Source organism: Cupriavidus sp. BIC8F, assembly GCF_032465815.1.
Taxonomy (GTDB): Bacteria; Pseudomonadota; Gammaproteobacteria; order Burkholderiales; family Burkholderiaceae; genus Cupriavidus; species Cupriavidus necator.
Genome location: NZ_CP136094.1, coordinates 3,874,668 through 3,898,019, shown reverse-complemented (window position 1 = coordinate 3,898,019; position 23,352 = coordinate 3,874,668). Strand labels below are relative to the sequence as shown.

Annotated in this window: 21 protein-coding genes and 1 pseudogene; 8 read left to right on the top strand and 14 right to left on the bottom strand. The window is 65.5% G+C overall.

Going from position 1 to position 23,352, the window contains the following annotated elements:
- Positions 1-82: 82 nt before the first annotated feature.
- The 8 genes from RS901_RS18185 to RS901_RS18150 all read right to left on the bottom strand — a co-directional run bounded on the left by RS901_RS18185 (position 83) and on the right by RS901_RS18150 (position 8,522).
- Positions 83-781: an AroM family protein gene (locus tag RS901_RS18185; RefSeq protein ID WP_316150273.1), complete on the bottom strand. Its 699-nt coding sequence runs from the start codon at positions 779-781 to the stop codon at positions 83-85.
- Positions 778-1,701 (bottom strand): DUF1177 domain-containing protein, encoded by a 924-nt coding sequence (locus RS901_RS18180; RefSeq protein WP_316150271.1) that lies wholly within the window; start codon positions 1,699-1,701, stop codon positions 778-780. The genes RS901_RS18185 and RS901_RS18180 overlap by 4 nt, the downstream gene beginning before the upstream one ends.
- Before the next feature lie 60 nt (positions 1,702-1,761).
- On the bottom strand, positions 1,762-2,466 hold the full coding sequence (pepE, locus tag RS901_RS18175; protein WP_316150270.1) for a dipeptidase PepE: 705 nt from the start codon (positions 2,464-2,466) through the stop codon (positions 1,762-1,764).
- A gap of 18 nt (positions 2,467-2,484) precedes the next feature.
- Positions 2,485-3,267: an IclR family transcriptional regulator gene (locus RS901_RS18170; protein WP_316150269.1), complete on the bottom strand. Its 783-nt coding sequence runs from the start codon at positions 3,265-3,267 to the stop codon at positions 2,485-2,487.
- 197 nt (positions 3,268-3,464) lie between these two features.
- Positions 3,465-5,078: a DHA2 family efflux MFS transporter permease subunit gene (locus RS901_RS18165; protein ID WP_316150268.1), complete on the bottom strand. Its 1,614-nt coding sequence runs from the start codon at positions 5,076-5,078 to the stop codon at positions 3,465-3,467.
- Between the two features lie 2 nt (positions 5,079-5,080).
- Positions 5,081-6,337 carry an HlyD family secretion protein gene (locus tag RS901_RS18160; RefSeq protein ID WP_316150267.1) on the bottom strand — a complete coding sequence of 419 codons (1,257 nt, stop codon included), beginning with the start codon at positions 6,335-6,337 and terminating at the stop codon, positions 5,081-5,083.
- A gap of 44 nt (positions 6,338-6,381) precedes the next feature.
- Entirely contained in the window at positions 6,382-7,926 is a 1,545-nt protein-coding gene (locus tag RS901_RS18155; RefSeq protein WP_316150266.1) for an efflux transporter outer membrane subunit, read from the bottom strand.
- Between the two features lie 107 nt (positions 7,927-8,033).
- Positions 8,034-8,522, bottom strand: a complete 489-nt coding sequence (locus tag RS901_RS18150) for a MarR family winged helix-turn-helix transcriptional regulator (protein WP_316150265.1) — start codon at positions 8,520-8,522, stop codon at positions 8,034-8,036.
- A gap of 188 nt (positions 8,523-8,710) precedes the next feature.
- Here RS901_RS18150 and typA point away from each other — a divergent pair, with 188 nt between their 5' ends.
- A complete protein-coding gene (typA, locus tag RS901_RS18145; RefSeq protein ID WP_153953615.1) occupies positions 8,711-10,531 on the top strand; it encodes a translational GTPase TypA in 1,821 nt (606 codons plus the stop codon).
- A 75-nt stretch (positions 10,532-10,606) separates the two neighbouring features.
- On the opposite strand, the gene RS901_RS18140 is transcribed toward typA, so the two are convergent.
- From RS901_RS18140 to RS901_RS18130, 3 genes are all read right to left on the bottom strand, one after another.
- On the bottom strand, positions 10,607-10,966 hold the full coding sequence (locus RS901_RS18140) for an autotransporter outer membrane beta-barrel domain-containing protein (protein ID WP_316150264.1): 360 nt from the start codon (positions 10,964-10,966) through the stop codon (positions 10,607-10,609).
- Positions 10,947-11,990, bottom strand: coding sequence for a hypothetical protein (locus tag RS901_RS18135; RefSeq protein ID WP_316150263.1), 1,044 nt, complete (start codon positions 11,988-11,990; stop codon positions 10,947-10,949). Before RS901_RS18135 ends, RS901_RS18140 begins: the two co-directional genes overlap by 20 nt.
- A gap of 186 nt (positions 11,991-12,176) precedes the next feature.
- Entirely contained in the window at positions 12,177-13,040 is an 864-nt protein-coding gene (locus RS901_RS18130) for a sterol desaturase family protein (protein WP_316150262.1), read from the bottom strand.
- Positions 13,041-13,277: 237 nt separating this feature from the next.
- Here RS901_RS18130 and RS901_RS18125 point away from each other — a divergent pair, with 237 nt between their 5' ends.
- The 5 genes and pseudogenes from RS901_RS18125 (at position 13,278) to RS901_RS18105 (ending at position 17,655) form a co-directional block, all read left to right on the top strand.
- Positions 13,278-14,843, top strand: a complete 1,566-nt coding sequence (locus RS901_RS18125) for a methyl-accepting chemotaxis protein (RefSeq protein WP_316150261.1) — start codon at positions 13,278-13,280, stop codon at positions 14,841-14,843.
- Positions 14,844-14,953: 110 nt separating this feature from the next.
- On the top strand, positions 14,954-16,042 hold the full coding sequence (locus RS901_RS18120) for an enoyl-CoA hydratase/isomerase family protein (RefSeq protein WP_316150260.1): 1,089 nt from the start codon (positions 14,954-14,956) through the stop codon (positions 16,040-16,042).
- 77 nt (positions 16,043-16,119) lie between these two features.
- The gene (locus RS901_RS18115; RefSeq protein ID WP_316150259.1) at positions 16,120-16,680 is read left to right on the top strand and encodes an NAD(P)H-dependent oxidoreductase; all 561 of its coding nucleotides are present in this window, start codon (positions 16,120-16,122) and stop codon (positions 16,678-16,680) included.
- A gap of 169 nt (positions 16,681-16,849) precedes the next feature.
- Positions 16,850-16,999, top strand: a pseudogene (locus tag RS901_RS18110) (DUF2514 family protein); the annotation flags it as partial.
- 470 nt (positions 17,000-17,469) lie between these two features.
- Positions 17,470-17,655, top strand: a complete 186-nt coding sequence (locus RS901_RS18105; RefSeq protein ID WP_316150258.1) for a hypothetical protein — start codon at positions 17,470-17,472, stop codon at positions 17,653-17,655.
- Positions 17,656-18,093: 438 nt separating this feature from the next.
- On the opposite strand, the gene RS901_RS18100 is transcribed toward RS901_RS18105, so the two are convergent.
- Positions 18,094-18,387 carry a hypothetical protein gene (locus RS901_RS18100; protein WP_316150257.1) on the bottom strand — a complete coding sequence of 98 codons (294 nt, stop codon included), beginning with the start codon at positions 18,385-18,387 and terminating at the stop codon, positions 18,094-18,096.
- A 653-nt stretch (positions 18,388-19,040) separates the two neighbouring features.
- Between RS901_RS18100 and RS901_RS18095 the strand changes: the two genes are divergently transcribed.
- Entirely contained in the window at positions 19,041-19,694 is a 654-nt protein-coding gene (locus tag RS901_RS18095; RefSeq protein WP_425476453.1) for a reverse transcriptase domain-containing protein, read from the top strand.
- A 14-nt stretch (positions 19,695-19,708) separates the two neighbouring features.
- On the opposite strand, the gene RS901_RS18090 is transcribed toward RS901_RS18095, so the two are convergent.
- Complete coding sequence (locus tag RS901_RS18090) at positions 19,709-21,925, bottom strand: recombinase family protein (protein ID WP_316150254.1); 2,217 nt, start codon at positions 21,923-21,925, stop codon at positions 19,709-19,711.
- The gene (locus RS901_RS18085; RefSeq protein ID WP_316150252.1) at positions 21,915-22,079 is read right to left on the bottom strand and encodes a hypothetical protein; all 165 of its coding nucleotides are present in this window, start codon (positions 22,077-22,079) and stop codon (positions 21,915-21,917) included. Before RS901_RS18085 ends, RS901_RS18090 begins: the two co-directional genes overlap by 11 nt.
- Positions 22,080-22,391: 312 nt before the next feature.
- Here RS901_RS18085 and RS901_RS18080 point away from each other — a divergent pair, with 312 nt between their 5' ends.
- The gene (locus tag RS901_RS18080) at positions 22,392-23,294 is read left to right on the top strand and encodes a reverse transcriptase domain-containing protein (protein ID WP_425476452.1); all 903 of its coding nucleotides are present in this window, start codon (positions 22,392-22,394) and stop codon (positions 23,292-23,294) included.
- Positions 23,295-23,352: the final 58 nt, after the last annotated feature.

The following is a 23,352-nucleotide window of genomic DNA, read 5'->3' as shown; positions in this document are numbered from 1 at the left end:
TTACTTCCACTCCAGCAGTGTCATGGGCAATCTGTCAGCGGGCTTGCCCTTACCCGAAAATGCGTTCGCTTCCTGCCCTGATTCAGGCCGCGGCACCGGCCAGCACCTGCCCCAGCAGCCTTGCCACCATGCGGTTGGAGAGCAGCACCGGTGCGCCGGCATGGCGCGCCACCTCGGCCCGCATGGCCTCGGTGTAGCCCATGCAGTGCATCACCACCAGGTCGCAGCCGCGCAGCGTCTCGCCCGCCTGCGCGAAGCGACCGGTGCTGGTGTCGGTATAGGGCGAGGCATGCGTGACGCGCAGTTCGCAGGGCACCGGCTGGATCAGGTGGAAGCCGCTCACCTGGGCTTCCAGCGGCAACACGATGCCGAGCCGCTTGCAGCCCTGCGCCAGCGCCACAGTCAGGTGGTCCACCACCTGCTGCGGTTCGATGACAAGGGTCTGCATCGGCGGCAGGGCGGTGCCGGTGCACAGTGGCACCAGGGCGTCGAAGCGGCCGTCGTCCAGCGAGGTCATCAGCCGGCCCAGCATCGCCTCGGCCACCGGCTTGCCCATCACCGCCTGCGTGCCGTCACGCAGCCGGCTGGCAAAACGGTACTCGCCGGGCGCGGGCGCCAGCGCGGCAATGTCTTGCGGGCCCAGCGCGTCCAGGATGCCGAACTCTTCCACCGTGGCCGGCAGCCCCAGGTCGGCAATGATCTGCGGGACCACATCTGTCCTGGGCGCCTGCCCGATGGTGACGAAGGCCACGCGTGGCTGGTGTGCGGCAGGCGTGTTCATGCTTCGGTGCCCACGGTCTGCAGATGGGCCAGCGAGCCGTAGCGGCGCTGCAGTTTGGCCCACTCAACCGGGTCATAGAAGTCGCACTGGCCCTGGCCGAACTGCTTCGCCACCTCGATGCAGAAGCGCGTCGCCACGTCGATGTCGAAGGCGTTGGTGACGCCGGTTGCGCAGCCTGGCACAGTGGTCTGCGCGGTCAGCGCCACGCCCACGACCGGGGCAGGGGTCACGATGGCCGGCTGCATGATCGAGTTGACATGCCACAGGCCGTTCTCATACGGCGTGATGTCCTGAGTGGTCAACGGCAACACCATAGGCAGTTCGCCGCTGACCCATCCCATCAGGTCCAGCATCCGTTCCGGCAGGCGCAGCAGCCAGCCTTCCTTGGCCACCGGTGTCAGCGCCACGCCGCGGCGGTTGACGAAGCGGTTGCCGCGCGTGGTGTCGACCGACAGGATCGCCGCCATCCGCGGGTGCACCTCATGCGACATCATTGTGCGCATCGCAAAGGGCGATTTCATCATCGGCACCGGATGGTGCGGCCGCGTGGCGGCGTGCGGGCAGATATGGGTGTGGATGCGCACCGGCCCGGCCAGCACGTCGCCGGTGGCGGCCATGTCGGCCAGCTTCAGGGCGCTGGCGACGGCCACGATGGCGCCGTCGGCATCGGACACCAGGCCCGTCACGGCCGGGCGCGCGCCGACGCCGCCCAGCCGGCCCACCACGCCAAGTGCGGGCGCATCCGGGTTCTGTCCGGGTACCGTGCAGGCGAGGAAATCGGTGTAGAGGCCGTTCTCTTCCACGCGCGTGACGGTGACATCGTCCAGGCCGCGCGAGCGCAGAAGTGAGGCGACAGCTGCGCCGTCGACATTTGCTGCCGACAGCAGCTCGATCGATTCAATAACCTGCTTGATAGACATCTTGCTTGACTTCCTGGGGCTGGGGTGGGGTTCCGTACGCTGGGGCTCAGGCCAGCAAATTCAGCGCGGCAGCGACAGCGCGCCGGGCTGCACGTCGGCAATGTCCGCGCCCCTGAACCATCGCGCGGCATGGGCGCCGCCCATTTCGAGGCGATCGTCCGAAACCCGCACCCAGTTGCCTTCGGGCAGGCCCAGCACCGGCATGTCGGGCTGCAGCACGGTGAATTCGGCCAGGCGCTGGTCGCGCGTTTCGCCGCGGAAGCCGGGCACGACCAGGTTGAAGTAGTGCGGGTTGATCTGGAAGGGGACTAGCGCCAGAGCGTCCAGGCCGCCTGGATCAGCCACCGGCATGTCGTTGGTGGTGCGGATGGTCGGGCAGGCCAGGTTGGCGCCGGCGCTCCAGCCGATATAGCGCGCCGCACCGGATCGCACCCGCGCTGAGATCGCCGCCAGCAAGCCGCGCTCGCGCAGGCACTGCAGCAAGCGGAACGTGTTGCCGCCGCCAACGACGATCAGTTCGGCCGCCTCGATGGCGCGCACGGCCGCAGCCGGCTCGGCCAGACGGTGCAGTGATTGCACCGCGATGCCGACCGGCGCGAAGGCGTCGCGGACCAGCGTCTCGTAGGTGTCCCAGTCGCGCGTGACGCCGGCGAACGGGATGAAGCAGGCAGTCTTGCGGCCGGCGGCCAGGTCGCGGATCGCCGCCTGGGCGTGGACCAGGTAACCGGCGTCGCTGCTGGAGTTGCTGAGTAACAGGAGTTCCATGGGTCGTTGCGGCAAAGTCTAGATAAGTGGGGCGGCGTCAAGCCACAGTGGGTCGCCGATGCGCTGTCCCACGGGTGCCACGGCCTGCACCAGTGTCGCGCGCAGCGCCTGGGCCTGGGCCTGGCTGACCTGCATCGCGGTGAAAGACAGGCACAGGCCGCGCACGTCGCCTGAAAGCGGGTCTGCCAGCGTGGTGGCCACGGCGCCGATGCCCGGCATGCCTTCGTTCACGGCGATGGCGCTGCGCTCGGCGCCGGCCGTCGCCACGCGTTCGCGCAGCTCGGCAACCGTGGCAGGACAGCCGGCGGGGGCATCCGGCAGCTTGCGGGCGCCGGCGGCGCCGTAGCGCGCACTGAATTCAGGCTCGGGCAGGCGCGACAGCAGCACCCGGCCCATCGCCGTGGTGAATGCCGGCCGGCGGGCGCCGGGCGGCGACAGCACCTGCACCGGGTTGCTGCCATTCAGGCGTTGCAGCACGACGGTGTCGGTGCCGTCCAGCATCGACAGATAGGCGGTGAAGCCGGTGGCATCGGACAGCGTGGCCAGGATCTCGCGGCATTGCTCGTCGAAGGGATGCGCCTGTGCAGCGGCCTGCGCTGCGCGGATCAGCAGCGCGCCAGGGCGGTAGCGCCGCGTGGACGGCTGCAGTTCCAGCAGGCGGTAGCGCACCATCTGGGCGAGCAGGCGCGAGGCCGAACTCTTGGCAAGGCTAAGTTCGTCCAGGACATCGTTAAAAGTGATCTCGTGCCGGTGATGCCCGAACATGTCCAGCACGCTTTCCACGCCTTCAAGAATGCTCACTCCGCCACTCCACGCTCCGCATTTCTCTTACTCTCTTTGGTTCCGTTTTTCGGAACTAAGGTTCCGTAATTCGGTTTGAAAATAATAGAGGCACTAAGACAGGAACACAAGGGGGCATTCCCGGCGCAGCAACCCGGCGGCGAAGCAAAAAAAATGGCCCCGATCAGGGCCAAGTCTTGAAAACCGGAGAGGCTGGGTCAGTGCGCCGCCATCGCATCCGCCGACCCGCCGCCGCCCTTGGCCGGCCGCGTCAGCCAGACAAAGCCGATCAGCACGAAGAACAGCATCCCCGAGATCCAGAAGATATCGTTGGCGCCGAGCATGGCCGCCTGCTGGGAGATGTTGCGCTCGATCACGCCCATTGCCTGGGCCTGGCTCATGCCCATCTGCATCAGGTGGTTGAGCTGGTCGTGGTAGGCCGGGTTGTACGGGTTGACCTGTTCCACCAGCTGCGCGTGGTGCAGGGCCGAGCGGCTTTCCCACACGGTGGTCGAGATCGAGGCGCCGATGCCGCCGAAGGTGATCCGCACGAAGTTCGACAGGCCCGAGGCCGCCGGAATCTTCTCTGGCGGCTGGCCTGACAGGATGATCGACGTCAGAGGGATGAAGAACATCGCCATGGCCGCGCCCTGGATCAGCGTGGGCACCATCAGCGTCCAGGTATCCACCTGCGTGGTGAAGCCCGAGCGCATCAGGCTGACGATGCCGAAGGTGATGAAGGCCGCGGTGGCGACCCAGCGCGCGTCCATCTTAGGCAGGTTGCGCCCGATCACCGGCGACAGCAGGATCGCGAAGATCCCGACCGGCGCCATCACGATGCCCGCATCCGTCGCGGTATAGCCGACGATGGTCTGCAGCCACAGCGGCAGGATCACCAGGTTGCCGAAGAACAACCCGTACGCGACCGAGATCGCCACCACGCCGGAGCTGAAGTTGCGGCCCTTGAACAGGCTGATGTCGACGACGGGGTGCTTCTCATAGGTTTCCCATGCCAGGAAGAACAGGAAGCCCACAATTGCCACCAGCGTCAGCACCACGATCTCGGTCGAGTGGAACCAGTCCAGCTCCTTGCCCTTGTCGAGCATCAGCTGCATCGAGCCGACCCAGATCACCAGCAGCGCCAGGCCGATGCGATCGATCGGCAGTACCTTGGTCGGGGTTTCGCGGTCCTTGTAGATGGCCCAGGTGACATAGGCCGTGATGATGCCCACCGGCACGTTGATGTAGAAGATCCACGGCCAGGTCATGTTGTCGGAGATCCAGCCGCCCAGCAGCGGGCCCATGATCGGCGCCACCAGCGTGGTCATGCCCCACAGTGCCAGCGCCATGGTGCTCTTCTGCGGCGGATAGCTCGACAGCAGCAGCGACTGCGACAGCGGGATCATCGGCCCGGCCACCGCGCCCTGCAGGACCCGCGCGGCCAGCAGCGTCTCGAGGTTGGGCGCGACGCCGCACAGCCACGATGCCAGCACGAACAGCAGGATCGAGGTGATGAACAGCCGCACCGCGCCGAAGCGCGTGGTCAGCCAGCCGGTCAGCGGCACCGAGATCGCATTGGCCACCGCAAACGAGGTGATGACCCATGTGCCCTGGTTGGGCGCCACGCCCAGGTCGCCTGAAATCGCCGGGATCGATACGTTGGCGATCGACGAGTCGAGCACGTTCATGAACGTGGCCAGTGACAGCGCGATGGTGCCGACCACCAGCTTGCCGCCGGTCAGCGGCCTCGGCTGCTGCGGCGCCAGCGGCGGGACGGGCCGCGCCGGTGCCTGGCTGCCGCCGGACTGCGCGGCGGTGAGGGAGTTCGCCATGATCAGGTGTTGGCAGGCTTGGCGTTGGCGGCGCTGGCCGAGGGCAGGCCGGTGCTGCGGCCGCCGTTGTTGGCGGCAATGATGCGCGCGATCAGCTGGTCGGCGTCCTGCGCAACCTTTTCATAGACATCAGTCTGCATCGGCCTGGCCGGCGCGGCGGCGGCCATGGCGGCGCCTTCCTCGCGGCGCACGTCGACCTTGACGGTCATCGACAGGCCCACGCGCAGCGGGTGGTCCTTGAGCTGCTGCGGGTCAAGCGCGATGCGCACCGGCAGGCGCTGCACCACCTTGATCCAGTTGCCGGTGGCGTTCTGCGCCGGCAGCAGCGAGAAGGCCGAGCCGGTGCCGGCCGAGAAGCCGGCGACCTTGCCCTGGTATTCCACCTTGGAGCCGTACACGTCGGCTTCCAGCGTCACGGGCTGGCCGATGCGCATATGCGTGATCTGCACTTCCTTGAAGTTGGCGTCGACCCAGACCTGGTCCAGCGGCACCACGGCCATCAGCGGCGCGCCGGCGGCCACGCGCTGGCCGACCTGCGCCGAGCGCTTGGCAACGTAGCCGGTCACCGGCGCTGGCATGGACGAGCGCGCGAACGACAGGTAGGCCGAGCGCAGGTTGGCGGCGGCGCGCTGCACGTTGGGGTGCTTCTCCACCGTGGTCTGGTCGGTCAGCACCTTGTTCGACGCCAACTGCTCGCGCGCGGCCAGCAGCGCTGACTCCGCACCCTTGAGCGCGGACTGCGCGTGCGAGATCTCTTCATTCGAGACCGCGCCCGAGCCGGCGATGGCCTGGCGGCGGCGCAGGTCGTCGCCGGCCTTGGCCACGTCGGCTTCGCGCAGCGCCACGTTGGCGGCGAGCGAGCCGTTGTTGACGTACAGCGTGCGCACTTCGCGCACGGCCTGGGCCAGCTGGGCTTCGGCCTGTTCCAGCGCCACTTGCGAATCGGCGCGGTCAAGCTGGATCAGCGGCTGGCCGGCGGTGACCAGTTGCGTGTCGTCGGCGGCGATCGACACCACGGTGCCGCCCACCAGCGGCGTGACCTGGACCACGTTGCCGGCGACATAGGCGTCGTCGGTGTTTTCAAAGTGGCGGGCGTACATGCCCCAGTAAACGCCATAGCCGATGCCGGCGACCACGATTGCCGCGGTCAGCGACAGCAGCATGCGCTTGCGCTTGCCGTTGTTGTTGGTGGTGGCCGGCGCTTGCTGGGCAGGGTGCTGGGGGGTGTTGGGGCCGGCCGCTTGCTGGTTGTTGCTCATGATGTCTTCTGAATAATCTTGTGTTCGATCACTGGGTGCGCGGATCAGCCGCGGGCGCCCGCCTGGGTGTTGTGCTGTTGCCGCGCCGGGTCGTGGCCCGCGCTCTCGTGGCCTTCCGCAGGCTCCTGGTAGCCGCCGCCGAGCGCCTTCATCAGGCCCATCTGCAGGTCCAGCCGCCGTGCCTGCAGGTCGGTCGCCAGGCGGCGCTGCTGCAGCACGTTGCTTTCGGCGTTCAGCACGGTCAGTTGCGTGCCCAGGCCGGCCTTGTAGCGGGTGGTGGCCAGTGCATAGGCGTGCTCGGCCAGGTCCAGGGCTTCGCGCTGGGTCTGGATCTGCTTGTCGACGCTGCGGATGCTGGTCATGGTGTCGGCGGTCTCGCGCAGCGCATCGACCAGGGCCTGGTTGTAGTTGGCCACGGCGATGTCGTAGCCGGCGTACTTGCCCTTCAGGTTGGCGCGCAGCTTGCCGCCTTCGAAGATCGGCAGGCGGATGGTCGGGCCGATGCCGAAGGTGCGGCTGACGCTCATCAGCAGGTTGGACGGATCCAGCGCGGCCAGGCCGGCAAAGGCGGTCAGGCTGACGTCAGGCAGGAACTCCTTCTTGGCGACATTGATGTCCTTGGACGCCGCCTCCACGCGCCAGCGTGCCGCCACCAGGTCCGGCCGGCGGCCCAGCAGGCCGATGGTCAGGTTGTCGGGCAGCGTCGGCGTGGCCTGCGCCAGCAGCACCGGGGGCTGGATCTGCAGCCCGCGGTCCGGGCCCTTGCCCAGCAGCGCTGCAAGCTGGTTGCGCGCCAGGGCGATTTCCTCGTCCACGCGCTGCAGGTCGGTGCGCGAAGCAGCCACCGTGCCGCGCGCCTGCGTGGTCTCGACCTGGGTGTCGAGGCCGGCGGCCAGGCGCTGGCGCGACAGCTCGGTCAGGTCGCTGCGCTGGGCGATGGCGCGCTCGGCCACGTCGCGCTGGGCGTACAGCGCCGCCAGGCGGGCGTAGTTGCGGGCGATCGAGGTGGCCAGGATCAGGCGCGAGGCCTGGCTTTCCGCCTCGGCGGCGCGGTCGTCGGAGAGCGCCGCTTCCAGCGCATCGCGGTTCTTGCCCCAGAAATCGAAGTCATAGGACAGGCCCACCTGCAGGCGCGACTGGTTCTGCCACGATCCCGCCAGCGGGGTGCCTTCGAACAGGTCTTTCTCGGAGATGCGCTGGCGGAGCAGGCTGCCTTCGAACTCCAGGTGCGGATAGAGTGCGCTGCGGGTGGCATCGGCCATGGCGCGCGAAGCTTCCACGCGGGCGAACGCGGCCTGCAGGCTCGGGTTGTCCTTGACCGCCTCATCGACCAGGGCGCTCAGCTGGGGGTCCTTGAACTGCGCGACCCAGTCCTGCGAGGGCCATTGGCCGTGTTCGTCGGGCAAAGTCTGCGAGGTGGCCAGCGTGGCCGGGTCGGCCACGGTCTGGGTGCTGTGCGAATTGCCGAGTGCCGCGCAACCGGCCAGCACCGCCGCGGCCATGGCAGTCAGCGCAAGCGAACTGGCGCGGCGCGCCAGCTCGCTTGGGGTGGCGCGCCGGGGGGATTGGGGGGAGAGAGCTTGTTTCATGGTGTTGCTCCGTTGCCGGAGCCTTACGGTTTCTACGGGCTGATACGGTGTCCGGTTGACCGGACTGACCGGACGATCTGGTGTGCCGGAAGCCGGCGTACAGCCCGCTACCCGCTGTTGTTATCGATGATCCGACGCAGCATGCTGCGCAGCAGTTGGATTTCGCCCTCGGAAAAACCGCGGAAGTGGTGGGCAAGTACCTTGCAGAAGATGGCGGGCAGCCGTTCCACCAGTTCCTGGCCCTGTGGCGTGACCGACAGGTCGACCACGCGGCGGTCGGCGTCGCGGCGCCGGCGTTCGATCAGCCCGCGCTTTTCCATGCGGCTGAGCAGGCGCGTGACCGAACCCATATCGGTATTCAGTTCACGGCCCAGGTCGGTGACGGTGGAGGCGCGGCCGGTGGCCAGCATCATCAGGCAACTGGCTTGCGCCTGCGTGATGTCCAGGTTGTTGACTTCCTGCTCGACCCCATGCGCCAGCATGTTCTTGGCGCGCTGCATCAGGTAGCCGACGCTGTCGGACATCTGGTACTGGGCGGGGTCGAACTGGCCGGCCGTGGATTCGGCTGGCTGATCGGAGGAAGGAAGCCGTGACATCTTTGCCTTTGCAATCTTTGCTTAGGCAAATATATGTTCACGTTTAACGATGCGCAAGAACGGAAATTGGTTATTCCACTTTTCACAATGATATTCATTGAGTAAGTGGCGGTTCCGATCAGCGCATCTTGCGCTGCAACATGCTAGAATATTGGGTTACCTCAGATTCTCCAAAGCGAGACGCAGCAATGACCCGCGCCATCCGAAATATCGCCATCATCGCCCACGTCGATCATGGCAAGACCACCCTGGTCGACCAGCTCCTGCGCCAGGCAGGCACCTTCCGCGACAACCAGCAAGTCGCCGAACGGGTGATGGACTCGAACGACCTGGAAAAGGAACGCGGGATCACGATTCTCGCGAAGAACTGTGCCGTCGAATACAACGGCACCCATATCAATATCGTCGACACCCCGGGCCACGCCGACTTCGGCGGTGAAGTGGAGCGCGTGCTGTCGATGGTCGATGGCGTGCTGCTGCTGGTCGACGCAGTCGAAGGCCCGATGCCCCAGACCCGTTTCGTCACGCGCAAGGCGCTGGCGCTGGGCCTGAAGCCGATCGTGGTGGTCAACAAGATCGACCGTCCGGGCGCGCGCCCGGAATGGGTGATCAACCAGACCTTCGACCTGTTCGACAAGCTGGGCGCCTCCGACGAGCAGTTGGACTTCCCGGTGATCTACGCCTCGGGCCTGAACGGCTTTGCCGGCCTGACCGAGGACGTGCGCGGCGGCGACATGAAGCCGCTGTTCGAAACCGTGCTGGACAAGGTGCCGGTGCGTGATGACGATCGGGACGGCCCCCTGCAGCTGCAGATCATCTCGCTGGACTACTCCAGCTACGTCGGCAAGATCGGCGTGGGCCGCATCTCGCGTGGCCGCGCCCGTCCGCTGCAGGACGTGGTGGTCAAGTTCGGCCCGGAAGGCAACCCGATCAAGGGCCGCATCAACCAGGTGCTGAAGTTCCAGGGCCTGGAGCGCGAGATCGTGCAGGAAGCGGAAGCCGGCGACATCGTGCTGATCAACGGCATCGAAGAACTGGGTATCGGCTGCACCGTGTGCGCGCCGGACGCCCAGGACGCGCTGCCGATGCTGAAGGTGGACGAGCCGACGCTGACCATGAACTTCTGCGTCAACACCTCGCCGCTGGCCGGCCGCGAAGGCAAGTTCGTGACCAGCCGCCAGCTGCGCGAGCGCCTGGACCGCGAACTGAAGTCCAACGTGGCGCTGCGCGTGGCCGATACCGGCGACGACACCATCTTCGAAGTGTCTGGCCGCGGCGAACTGCACCTGACCATCCTGCTGGAAAACATGCGCCGCGAAGGCTACGAGCTGGCCGTGTCGCGTCCGCGCGTGGTGTTCAAGGAAATCGACGGCGTCAAGAATGAGCCGTACGAACTGCTGACCGTGGACGTCGAAGACAGCCACCAGGGCGGCGTGATGGAAGAGCTGGGCCGCCGCAAGGGTGAACTGCTCGACATGGCCTCGGACGGCAAGGGCCGCACGCGCCTGGAATACCGCATCCCGGCCCGCGGCCTGATCGGCTTCCAGGGCGAGTTCCTGACGCTGACGCGCGGCACCGGCCTGATCAGCCATATCTTCGACGACTACGCGCCGGTGCGCGAAGGCGGCCTGGGCGAGCGCCACAACGGCGTGCTGATCTCGCAGGACGACGGCGATGCCGTGGCCTACGCACTGTGGAAGCTGCAGGACCGCGGCCGCATGTTCGTCAAGCCGGGCGATGCGCTGTATGAAGGCATGATCATCGGCATCCACAGCCGCGACAACGACCTGGTGGTCAACCCGATCAAGGGCAAGCAGCTGACCAACGTGCGCGCTTCGGGTACCGATGAAGCCGTGCGCCTGGTGCCGCCGATCCAGATGTCGCTCGAATATGCGGTGGAATTCATCGCCGACGACGAGCTGGTCGAACTCACGCCCAAGAGCATCCGCCTGCGCAAGCGCCACCTGAAGGAACACGAGCGCAAGCGCGCTTCGCGCGAAGGCGCATAAGCGCTGGCTGTGCCAACAAAAAACCGCGCCCGTGAGCGCGGTTTTTTGTTGGCAGCGGGGCAATGAGACACCTGCTTACCATGCGTACTTCACCCCGGCACGCAGCGCGTACTGATAGAAACTTTGTGCCCCCCACGCGCCGGCCACATTGGCCCAGCCGCTCCAGCGCTTGCCGATGTCGGCGTTGATGCCGAGCTTGAGCTCATAGCGGTTGGACGGGTACAGGCTGCCGAGCGGCAACCGGTTGAACGAGATATTGCTGTCGATGCCGGCGTGCCACCAGTTCAGCGTCGCGTATGGCTGTATCTTGCGGCCGTCGACGCGCAGGAAAGTGTGGTGCACGCGCGCACCCACGCGCGTGACCACGCCGCTGGAGTCGGCGCCGGTGATGCGCGTGCCGTTGGGCTCGGTGACGTCATCGGCGCCGTACTTCACGTAGACGAGCTGGGCCTGCCTGGCTGTTGATGATGGCGCCACCGGTGGCCTGCACCCCACTGCCGGCCTGCGCCACGATCTGGCAGCCCAGGTGTTCCATCGTGCCGCCGTTGGCCAGCGCTATGCCGGCCGTGGTACCGCCACGTACGATGCCGCGGTTGATGACCGTGCCGCCGCATTCCAGCCGGATGCCGTGTTCCAGGCCGTCGATGGTGCCACGGTTGTCGACCGTGCCGGACGCGCCGGCTATCAGGACGCCTGCATTGCCGTTACCCCTTATCGTGCTGCCGGCATAGTTGACCACGTTGCCGCCGCTGCCGCCGATCCACAGCCCGTACGTGCCGCCGGTGATCTGCGCAACGGTGGCGATGGTAGTGCCGCCGTCTGTCGAGCCATTGGCCACGTTGCCGCCGCTGTCCAGCAGGACGCCGATCAGTTCCCCTGAGATCGCACCTGCGTTGGCGACGCTGCCGCCATTGCTCACGATGCTGATGCCGTGTCCGCTCCTGGCTCCGATCACTGAGCCAGCCAGGTTCGTCACCGTGCCGCCGCGCTCCAGCAGCACGCCAGTGGTGCCGCCGTGGATGGCGCCGCCCTGGTTCAGCACCACGCCGGCCGTGCCGAGGATCCGGATGCCATCGCCAGTGCTGTCGCTTTCGACCAGGCCGGTATTTACCACTGTGCTGCCCGCGTCGGCGGAGCCGAGCAAGACCCCCGCCGACTTGGTGCCACTGGTGCGGATCGTGCCGCGATTACGGAACACATAGGACCTGGCGGAACCGCCGTCGGTGACCGCATCGGTATCCGCAACGAAGGCGCTGCCGATAAATGTCACGTCCGTGGAGACCGGGTCTCCGGTGACGGTATAGGTGCTGAACGACGCAGGCTGCCGCAGGTCGATCTGTGCGATGCCATCACCTGAGATGGCCTTCTGCGCGGAGGCAGGGCAGGGCAGCAACTGGGCGGCGGCCACCGCGAGCGGGCCCATCGTTACGGCGGTGAATCTCGACCATGCGCATGCCATTGCCGCGATCTCCAAATCGGGTGCTTTGCCTGCCCCATGTCGAGGATCGCTGCGATGTGCAGCAACGCGCTGCATCGGCACGGGCACCGGATGGAAGTAAATGCCGGTGCCAGCGGCCGGTCAATTTCGTATTTTCTGCGCAGAAGTCAATGATCTGGTTCTTGCGGAAATTTGTGAAGGCGATGGCTATTGCGCGCCAGGCACGACTTCGAGCGCCGGTGCGCGCGGGCTGCACCACTCGGGCGGCTTCCACAGGTAGCGCAGGTCGCGGTCGCGCCAGGCATCGGCAAACATGTCGCGCCACTCGTGGAAGGTCAGCGTCAGCGGGTTGTGCGTGCGCACCTGCCGCGTGATGCCATAGACCGGTGCTTCCTGCTCCGGCACGAAGGTGCCGAACAGGCGGTCCCAGATCGTCAGCACACCGGCGTAGTTGCGGTCGATGTACTGCGGGTTCTTCGCATGGTGGACGCGATGAACCGATGGCGTATTCAGTAGCGACTCGATCAGCGGCCAGCGTTGCCCCAGCCGCGTATGCACGAAGAACTGGAAGGCCAGGTTCACGCCTACCGCCAGGATCACCCAGTCCGGCGTGAAGCCGATCCACGCCAGCGGAATCCAGAACAGCCACATGCCTGAGAGCGGATACGTCAGGCTCTGCCGGAACGCTGTCGAGAAATTCATGCCTTCCGACGAATGGTGCGTCACGTGCGAAGCCCACAGCCAGCGCACGCGGTGGCTGGCGCGGTGGAACCAGTAATAGAGAAAGTCCTGCAGCAGCAATAACAGCGCGAATGACCACACGGTCTCCGGCATGGCGCGCAGGCCGTGCTGGTAGCACCACGTGTAGACCGTGCGGATCATCAGCCAGAGGAAGAACGCATCCGACGCCTGGTGCATCAGCGCCAGCGCTGCGTTGGATACGGTGTCGCGCAGGCTGTAGACGGTTGGGTCGCGGCGGGCCCAGTACCAGGCCTCGGCGCCGATGGTCAGCAGGAACACTGGCGCAAAGGCCAGCAGCACGAGTCCGGGATCGAGCGATTCAGTGTTCATCTCGCCAGTTTGCATATTCCGCATGGAATTGCCACGAGGGGTTCCTCCAAACGGTGCCTGCGGAGCTTTCGCGGCGCATCCGCCACATGATGGATTGCTGTACTGCCACGCAATTCTGTCACGCGTGTGAAGTCGGCCAATACCGGTAAAGGACGCAGCCAGCGCGCCGTAGTTGAACAGGGCGGCGGCGCGGCGCGCGCTCCCGATTTCCCCGATTCCTCTTCCCCCGGAGCCTTCATGTTCAAGAACACTACCATCGGAGCCAGATTGTGGTTCCTCACTATCGTCACGAACCTGTTGTTGTTGATTGTCGGCGCAGTGGGTTGGCTCGGCATGTCGCGCAGCAACGAGGCGACGCACCAGATCTATGGGCAGCAGCTGTCGGCCGCGGTCAACCTGGCCGAAGCGCGTTCGAACCAGTTGCTCGTGCGCGTACTGCTGGACCAGGCGACCTTTGCCACGGACCCCGCCGATGCCAAGGCGCGCGCCGCAACCGCGGAAGGCTTTGCGCGCGATTCCGAGAAAGCCTGGCAGGCCTATCTCGCCTTGCCGCGCTCGGCTGGTGAAGCCAGGGCGGTGGAAGATGTCACCGCCAAGCGCGATGCGCTCTTCAAGCAGGGCGTCGCGCCGATGATCGCCGCGCTGCATGCCGGCGACCGCGATGGCGTGATGAAGGCCGTGCTCGAAACCATCCCGCAGCTCGACATCGCTTTCACCGCCGTCAATGCCGAACTGAACAAGCTGCAGGTGGCCAGCGCCAAGCAGGTCTACGAGGCGTCGCAGCAACGCTATCGCAACCTGTTCACGCTGTCGGCATGCGTGCTGGCCGTGGGCCTGGCCTTCAGCACCGTGGTGGCATGGCGCCTGCGCCGTTCGATCGTCCAGCCGCTGGATGCGGCGATCGGGCGTTTCGAAAAGATCGCGGGTGGCGACCTGAGCGTCGCCGCTTCGGGCGGCGAGGTGCTGGCGGACGAGTCAGCGCGCAACGAGACCGCGCGCATGCTCGGCATGCTGGGCCGGATGCAGGCCAGCCTGGTGGCCATGGTGGGCGACGTGCGCGGCGGCGCGGACTCGATTGCCTCGGCCAGCAAGCAGATCGCCAGCGGCAACGCCGACCTGTCGCAGCGCACCGAGCAGCAGGCGGCCTCGCTGGAAGAAACCGCCTCCAGCATGGAGGAACTGACCAGTACCGTGCGCCAGAATGCCGACAGCGCGCGCGAGGCCTGCGGGCTGGCAACGAATGCCGCGACCCTGGCCGAGCGCGGCAGCGAGGCCGTGCTGCGCGTGGTCAACACCATGCAATCGATCGATGCCAGCTCGGGCAAGATCGTCGACATTATCGACGTGATCGAGAAGGTTGCGTTCCAGACCAATATCCTGGCGCTGAACGCGGCCGTGGAAGCCGCGCGTGCCGGCGAGCACGGCCGGGGGTTTGCCGTGGTGGCCGGCGATGTGCGCGACCTGGCGCAGCGCTGCGCCGGCGCATCGAAGGAGATCCGCGCGCTGATCGGCGCCTCGGTGGCTAATGTGCGTGAAGGCTCGGGGCTGGTCGATGACGCCGGCCGGGCGATGCAGGACATCGTCGATGCGGTGCAGCGCGTCAGCGCCATCATCGGCGATATCAGCGCGGCCTCGGACGAACAGTCCAATGGCATCGAGCAGGTCAACGTGGCGGTGTCGCAGATGGACAGCATGACGCAGCAGAATGCGGCGCTGGTGGAGCAGGCGGCAGCGGCGGCGGCGGCGCTCGAAGACCAGGCGCAGCGCCTGACCTCGCTGGTGGCGACGTTCCGGCTGGCCTGACGGTGCAGGGCGCATGCGCGGTGGCTGCGCATGCGCCGCAAGCTGCCCGCAGGGGTGCGCTTGCCGATGCGACTGGCGTAAAATCGCGAGTTGCATTGGAGGAGTACGACATGACTGAATTCGTCACGACAGAGGTCCGCGGTGGCATCGGATACCTGACGCTGAACCGCCCGCAGGCGCTCAACGCGCTGTCGCTCGACATGATCCGCGCCATCACCCAGGCGCTGCAGACCTGGGCCGCCGCACCCGAGGTGGCGGCGGTGGTGGTCGCCGGTGCCGGCGGCAAGGCCTTCTGCGCTGGTGGCGATATCCGCTATTTCCACAAGGCCGCGCACAAAGGCGATCCGCTGCTCGACCAGTTCTTTGTCGAGGAATACGCGCTGAACTTCCTGATCCACCGCTACGCCAAGCCCTATATCGCACTGATGGACGGTGTGGTGATGGGCGGCGGCATGGGTATCTCGCAAGGGGCGCGGCTGCGCCTGGTCACCGACCGCACCAAGATGGCGATGCCGGAAACCAATATCGGCCTGTTCCCGGATGTGGGCGGCGGCTGGTTTCTGGCGCGCACACCGGGCCGCATCGGCGAGTACCTGGGGCTGACCGGCGCCGTGATCCATGCAGCCGACGCGCTCTACGCCGGACTGGCCGACGCCTATCTGCCGGCCAACCGGCTGGCCGAGCTGGTCGATTCGCTGCGCACGCAGCAGTTTGTCAGCGGCGACGCCGTGCTGGCGCACATCGAAGGCTTTACCGATGCGCACCGCGATGACTGCGTGCCGGCGCAAAGCACGCTGGGCGGGTTGTCGGCGCAGATCGACAGCCTGTTCGCGGGCAACACCATGCCGGACATCCTTGCCGCTGTCAGCGACGCCCCGGGTGACTGGGCCGCGCAGACCGCAGCCATGCTGCGCAGCCGCTCGCCGCTGATGCTGTGCGTGACCCTGGAGCAGATCCGCCGTGCGCGCAGCATGTCGCTCGAAGCTGAACTGCGCATGGAACTGGACATGATGTACTGCGTGTTCCGCAAGGGCGATGGTGTCGAGGGTATCCGTGCGCTGGCCGTCGACAAGGATCACAAGCCGCGCTGGCAACACGCCCGGCTTGATGATGTCAGCCGAGAGAAGGTGCTGTCGTTCTTCGACAGCCCGTGGCGCGCCGAGGAGCATCCGCTGGCGTCGCTGGGCATCGCTGCCTGACGATTCCTGCGCAGGACATGCCGGCGCCGACTCGGGTAGAGTGGCGGCTGGACCGGCGCACAGTCAAAGGAGCCGCAATGAGCAATCATCGTGATGTCGTTGTACTGGTGGGAAGCCTGCGCAAGGAGTCATACAACCGTAAGCTGGCCAGAGCGCTGATCGCGCTGGCGCCGCCGCAGCTCAGGCTGGAGATCGTCGAGATCGGTGAGCTGCAGCTGTATAACCAGGATCTGGACGACAAACCTACCCAGGCCTGGACCACCTTCCGCGACCGCGTCCGCCGCGCCGACGCCGTGTTGTTCGTGACCCCGGAATACAACCGCTCCGTGCCCGCGCCGCTGAAGAACGCCATCGACGTGGGCTCGCGGCCCTATGGCAGCAGCGTCTGGGACGGCAAGCCTGGCGCCATCATCAGCGCTTCGCCCGGCGCCATCGGTGGCTTCGGTGCCAACCAGCACCTGCGCCAGTCGATGGTGTTCCTCAATGTCCCGATGCTGCAGCAGCCTGAGGCATATATCAGCGGCGTCGACAAGCTGTTAGATGAGCAGGGCGGTATCGCCAATGAATCGACCAAGGGCTTTCTCGGCAAATTCCTGGCGACGTTTGCAGGCTGGATCGAGCGGACCGCGCCGCGCTGATACTGCCAGGGCGGGGCGCTGCGTACCTCGACGCGGTAGCCTGCAACTCCGGTGGGGGTGGGCGTGCCAGGTTACGAAGGCGTGCGCATCCGCCCCGGTTCCTGTCAGCGAACGGTCAGGGGTCGAGTCGAGAGCCGTCGAGTGCCATCCATACCCAGAGGAGAAGCACAGCCCGGCAGCCGGAGGTCCCCTCGATGTGCTTGCCGACGTGCTCGGCCAGGCTGACAAACGAGCGGGAGAGTTGGCTGAGTACGCCGACCGCGCCCGCGTCGCGGGGCAGGCCTGCGAGCGCGCCTATGATGCGCTGACCCAATTTTGAGTGTCCAACTCCCATCTGACACGGCCAGGGCGGAGTTCAGGACGAGCCCCGCTGGCGGATTTTGCACCTTGGCGGCGTTCCTCGCCATACGCCTGCGGCATTCCGGGCAGCGCCAGCCCCAAAAAGTAGAAGGATTGGTAGCGGCTGTGGGGTTTCCGGCATCAGCCCCATCGGGTGGGATGCGGCCAGTCTCCGCGCGGCGAACGGGCGCGGGTATCAGGCGCCGTTCGACAAAAGAAAAACCCTCGGCCAGGGTTGGCGAGGGCGGAAAGTGGAAGCGCGTGAGTCGCAGTCGCGCGCTCCCGTCAGCATGACGCTATCCCTCAGTCAGGACATCCCTCGAATTAGGGGGGGCGCTGCCCCCGGCTGCGCCGGTTGGTTCTGTTGTATTGCGAACAGTTCTACCCTCCAAAGGGATGTTTCTTAATTGAAACTTAAGTCGACGCTACTGCGACTACGAGGACACGGTCATGCGCACTTATGCCTCAGGATTGACCACTTATGTCTTGCTGTCCCTGATGCTGACCCCTGAACTATGGGTTCCATGGCTGCTGCGGGCGCCATTATTTAGGGAGTTGATCGCCTTTGGGGTGCTGGCCAAGTGCATGCCGGCAGTCTTCGCATTTTTTGCGCTGGCCACCCGAGTAGGGCGATGAGGCATGCATTCCACAATGCGCGCCCTAGCCGAAAATCGGCTGCAACACGCTGGGCCGGCATTCAGGCGGGTCGGGCAATCGACCAAGGTTAGACTGTGAGTACAACCGAAGCCGTACCTTGCTTACTATGCACCGCGTTGGCGCGACGCTGGCTCGACCGACAAGATCCCCTGCATGGCAGCCGCATTTACCGTTGCGCTGCCTGTGGCGGGCGATTCGCAGTCGCTGGCGATGCGCTGGGCGCCATCGAACAGGGGCGTTGGGATGTTGCTGAGCTGAAAGCCGCGGTTAGGCAGAGCATTGCTTCGGGCATCCTTCCACGCATCGAGGACACTAAAGGAAGCCCGAGCGTGATCGCGGTCGGCCGTCAGGCATCCTGAGCTCGGTCGGATGAACGAGTAAGCCCGATGGGCTGAGCCCAACTACCTCCTGGCCGTGCTATTGCTGTTCAGTTGGCTCAGCCCGATAGGCCGACCAGTAGTAGTGGCTGTGTCGGTTGTGGCGGGCCAGCTTCTTCTCGATGAAAAGTCGGACGGTGCCGAGGTGCCCAGCCTCGACCAGGACCTCATGGTGGCTGGGCCCGTCGAGCGTGGCACGAGGCAGCGTCTGCAGGCCAGCGGCAATGTAGTGCCCCTGAACTCGACCGAGAATGCCGTTTGCGCCGGGAGCGGGGAACGGCTCGGGGGTTGTGGCCGGAAGATGGCAGCGTGCCGCGCGTTTGCTGTTGCCCATGCTCAGCCCCGACCGGGGACGATGCGCACGCCGTCCCGAGAAACCTCGATCTGCGGCTGGTGGCCATAAGCCCGCAACAGCCGGACATTTTCCCGGGCGGAACTCGGAATGTCCTTCCTACGGACCAGTGCGCTGCTGGTGATGAGGAAGGTGCCACAGCTCGGGCAACGGTAGAGGTAGCCATGAGATGGGGCGCGAGTGCGCTCAGCGGCAGCGCCGCAGATGGGGCAGTTTGCAGGTTCGGGCGACATGGCGAGGGCGTGGATGAGTACTGTATGGATATACAGTGCGCGCCGGCTAACCGGCAAGGAGTAAAGGGTGAAAGTCCCTGACAGCAGAAGATTTAGCGAATCACGCTGTCCCCGAGTCATGCGCTGTGCGCCGCGAGGCGCACGGCGAAGCGTTGACAGGGGTGCGTATAGGCCAGCCATTGAGCCGCGAAAAGCATATTTAGACCCGAGTGCCGACGTACTACTGTATGCGGAAGGCAACACGGTTGGGCGCGCTTGCGCGAGCGCCCAGCCGGCTCGGCGCGGTCTTAGACCCTGGCATGTGCGTACGCTCCTTGTGCGGGAACCGGGAGATCTCCTGACTGGCCCACGGTGGCGGTATTGCCGTGCGGTCCGCATCGGGAAGGCGAGGAGCCGAAGCCGATGATGAACGGTCAAGAGAAGTCGGACCTCCCCATAGTAGCGACGAAGCTGGCGAACAAATCCGGGCAACCGGAGGCGGAGTCGGTGGAGCCAAGGGGGAGGGCCAAGGGGAACACGGACTGGTCACACACGTCCCGGACGCTGAGCCGGATAAGCGTGTCCCAGCGGTTGGTCCGTGTGCGGGAAGCCGCAAGGCAAAGAAAGAAGGAGCGGTTCACAGCGCTGTTCCACCTGATCGATCTTGAGTTGCTACAGACGTCGTTCTTCTGGCTGAAACGAAAGGCGGCGGCGGGGGTCGATGGGGTGACATGGAGCGACTACGAGCAAGACCTAGAGGCAAACCTGAGCGACTTGCACGGGCGCCTACACCGCCAAGCCTACCGGCCGCAGCCCAGCCGCCGTCAGTACATACCGAAGGCGGATGGAAAGCTGCGACCATTGGGCATTGCCGCGCTGGAAGACAAGATTGTCCAGCGCGCAGTGGTGGAGGTGCTCAACGCGGTCTATGAGACGGACTTCCTCGGGTTCTCGTATGGGTTCCGGCCAAAGCGCAGTCAACACGATGCGCTGGATGCACTGGCCACCGGGATAGCGCGTACAAATGTGAGCTGGATTCTGGACGCCGACATCAGTCGGTTCTTGGATCGCGCATGAGAATGCCCTTTGGTTCATGAGGAGTGTTCGAAGAGATCGGGTTGCTCGCTGACAGCCTTGATGCGTAAGCCTTTGCGCCGTCCCTGGCAGACCAGGACGGCATCGAGTTCGCCGCGCTTTACACGCTGCAACACAGTTTGGCGGGACACGCCGAGCAGCTTGGTTGCTTCCTGCATGACGACGTAGCCATCGGGGCTGTGCGCGACGAATTGTTGCCGCAGCGCATCGGTGATACGGATACGCCAGGGCGCACCGGACGTGGTCTGTTCGCCGGCGATAAAGCCGTCGTTGACCCAGCGGTGTAGCGTGGACGGCGCGGTACCCAGCACGCGTGCTGCCTGGCGGATGCTGAGCAACTCGCCATCAGGAAGTTCCGTGGGGCGCTCGAAACAAGGGATATGCCAATGGCGCCGTAGGTTGCCTACGAGGTTCTGGTTGAAGCGCAAACCGCGCGCAGTGACCCGGCCCTGTGCGTTGAGGATGCCGGCGATGGTGGCATCGGGATAGTGCTCAGCCAGACGGCGGACCAGGGCAATCGTGTCTTCGTCGGTGCGAATGGTCGCGGGTCGCGAGCGCGGCAACGCGACCTCGCAATCGGTAAGCTTGCCGCCGCGCCAACGCAGCTTCAGATGCGCCCGGTATTCTTCGCGATGGACGGTAATACACACTTCCTCGAGCAGCATGCGCAGCAATTGCTTCCTGTCGCGCAGGGTGAGGGTCGGCGCGTCCCACAACTGCTTGAGGTCTTTACCGAGCGCAAGCAAGCTCTTGCGCTGTTCAGCGCTCAGCGTGCGTGGACGAAGCTGTTCACGCCGAGCAAGTTCCGCCTGAGCTTGTTCGAGCTCACGCAACTGCTGCTCCCACTGCGTTTCGAGACCGCGTGCCACCAGGCGGTTCTCGGGGTCGACGGCGTGGTACCGCCGTTCGGCGCGCTGTGCCTCGTAGTGGGCACGTTCAACGTTCAGTCGCCACTGTGCAAGCGCCGCGTCGTGATCGTTCTCGAGGCGTTCGGCCGCACGCACGGCTGCTGCGATGCCGGCCGGCTCCACGGCTTGCAAGAAGGCCTGCCCAACGGCGGCATCGATCTGCAGGCCCCCAACATTGAGGCAGAAGACGCCGCGGCCATTCTCGATTCCTTTGTTGGAGCAATGGTACCCGGGCGTCTGGTTGGTTCCGCGATAGTGCGTCTTGAGTCGCCGGCCGCAGTGACCACAGCAGGCCAGGCCTTGCAGCAAGGCGGCCCCCTCCCTCACGGCGCCTCCGGCCTGATGAGGCCGGGGCTTGGTATTGGCCCCCAGGCGCATTTGATTGGCTTCATAGGTCGTCCAATCGAGATATCCTTCGTGGTGGTCCCGGATGAGCACGGCCCATTGCGACTGGGGCAGCCGGCGCAATCGGGTCTTGAGCACGCCATGTTCATCGACGTAGCGCTCTTGCCGGGTCTTGCCGTAGCAGTAGGCGCCAGCATAAACCGGATTGGTGAGGACATTGTAGATGGCGGTATAGGTCGGGGCGACCCAGCGGATCTGCGCGGTGTGATTGAGCTGCAGCGGGAATGACAGATTCTCGGCGCGGAACCACAGCCAGACGCGGCGGGCAGAGCCGAGCTCGCTAAAACGCTCGAACACGGTGCGCAGCGCACCGACGACGGCTTCATCCGGATGCAGCCTGACTTCGCCGTCTGCCTCACCCCACACCAGTCCGATGGGCAGGCCGCGGCGCAACTCCCCGCGGGCAGCCTTGTTGCGGATGCCGCCGTCCAGACGCGCGCGCAGGATGTGCAGTTCGGCTTCGCTCATGGTGCCCTTCAGGCCGAGCAACAGGCGGTCGTTGAACAGCGCCGGGTTATACACGCCGTCAGCATCGCCGATGAGCGTATCAGTCATGCTGCACAGGTCCAGCAGCCGGTACCAGTCGGAATTGTTGCGCGCCAGGCGGGAGACCTCCAGTCCGAGAATGATGCCGACGTGTCCGAGCGCGACTTCGGCGGTCATACGGGCGAACCCACCACGGTGCGCGGCGCTGGCGCCGGAGAGGCCCAGATCCTCGTCGACCACGCTGACCTGCTGCGCGGGCCAACCGAGGGCGGTGGCCCGTTGTGCGAGCGCGTACTGGCGCTGCGTCGATTCGCGATTGTGCTCGACCTGGCTGGCGCTGGACTGACGGATGTAGACGAAGGCGGTGCGCTGCAAATGGCTGGGGCCGATCTTGTTGGAGGCGTCAATCATCATTGTTCTCCCGGGGCAGCGGGTTGTTGTAGGTCACGAGCTTCGCGATCGCCCGGGCGAGGCCGTTGATTACCGCCTCGCGTGTCGTTGGATCGAGTTGTTCCCACAGGCTGTCGTCGCCGGACGGCAGATCCGCAAGGGGTAGGTTCAGTTGCATTGTTGCTCTCCTGTTCCGTGTGGCGCAGCAAAGCGTCAATGATGAGGCGAGCGTGGAGCAGGTCGGCAATCGAGCCCAGCGCGTCGGATGTTGGGGCGCCGGTAGCTGTGGGAACGCTGCCGGAGGCGGCAGGGAAATCGGTCCAGTCGGCGGGAATCAGCCCACGTGATTGGTCGGGAAGCGTCAGCAGAAGGTGCAATCTGCCGGCCCGTTGCCGTCGGCTGATGACCTGGAGGCGCCGGCCCTCGAACGGGTGGCCGGATCGTGTGATGACAACGGATTCAGGAACGTGGTGGAGAGGGGTAGTCTGTGGTGGTTTCCTTCGATACCGTCAGCCATGACTGGCTGATTCGGTTCTTGGAGCACCGCATCGGCGACCGGCGCGTGTTACGCCTGATCGGCAAATGGCTGACGGCTGGTGCGATGGAAGATGGGGTGGTGACAGCCACCGAGGAAGGTACGCCACAGGGGTCGGTCATCTCGCCCTTGCTGGCCAATATCTACTTGCATTACGTCTTCGACCTCTGGGCGAACCGGTGGCGAAACCGCCGCGCCGAGGGAAACGTCGTGATCGTGCGATATGCCGACGACATCGTTGTCGGTTTCGCCAAAGCCTACGATGCCAAGCGCTTTAAGCGGGACATGCAGCAAAGGCTGGAGCAGTTTGCGCTTGAGCTACACCCGGAGAAAACCCGCCTGATCGAGTTCGGCCGCTTCGCGGCCGAGAACCGAGCCGGGCGCGGACTGGGCAAGCCCGAGACCTTCAACTTCCTGGGGTTCACCCATATCAGTGGACGGGCCAAAGATGGCAAGTTCATGCTCAGGCGGCGATCCCGGCGAGACCGGATGCAGGCCAAGCTACGGGAAATCAAAGAGGAGTTGAGACGCAGATGGCATCAGTCAATCTCGGAGCAGGGGCGCTGGCTGCGGCGTGTGGTGCAAGGGTACTTTAACTACCACGCCGTGCCGACAAATACCCCAGCCCTTCGGACCTTCCGGGCACACGTAACCGACCTATGGCGGCGAGCGCTACGGCGCCGCAGCCAGAAAGACGGGACAACGTGGGCCTTGATGAAAAGGCTGGAAAGGGACTGGTTGCCTCCAGCCCGGGTCCTTCATCCTTGGCCGGTTGTGCGGTTCACCGCCAAACACCCGAGGCAGGAGCCCGGTGCGCGAATCGCGCACGCCGGGATCTGTGCGGGGGGTGCTCAGTAATGGGCATTCCTACCGCGACATAGCGCGCTGAACGGAATCGCCATCGGTCATTTTCTTC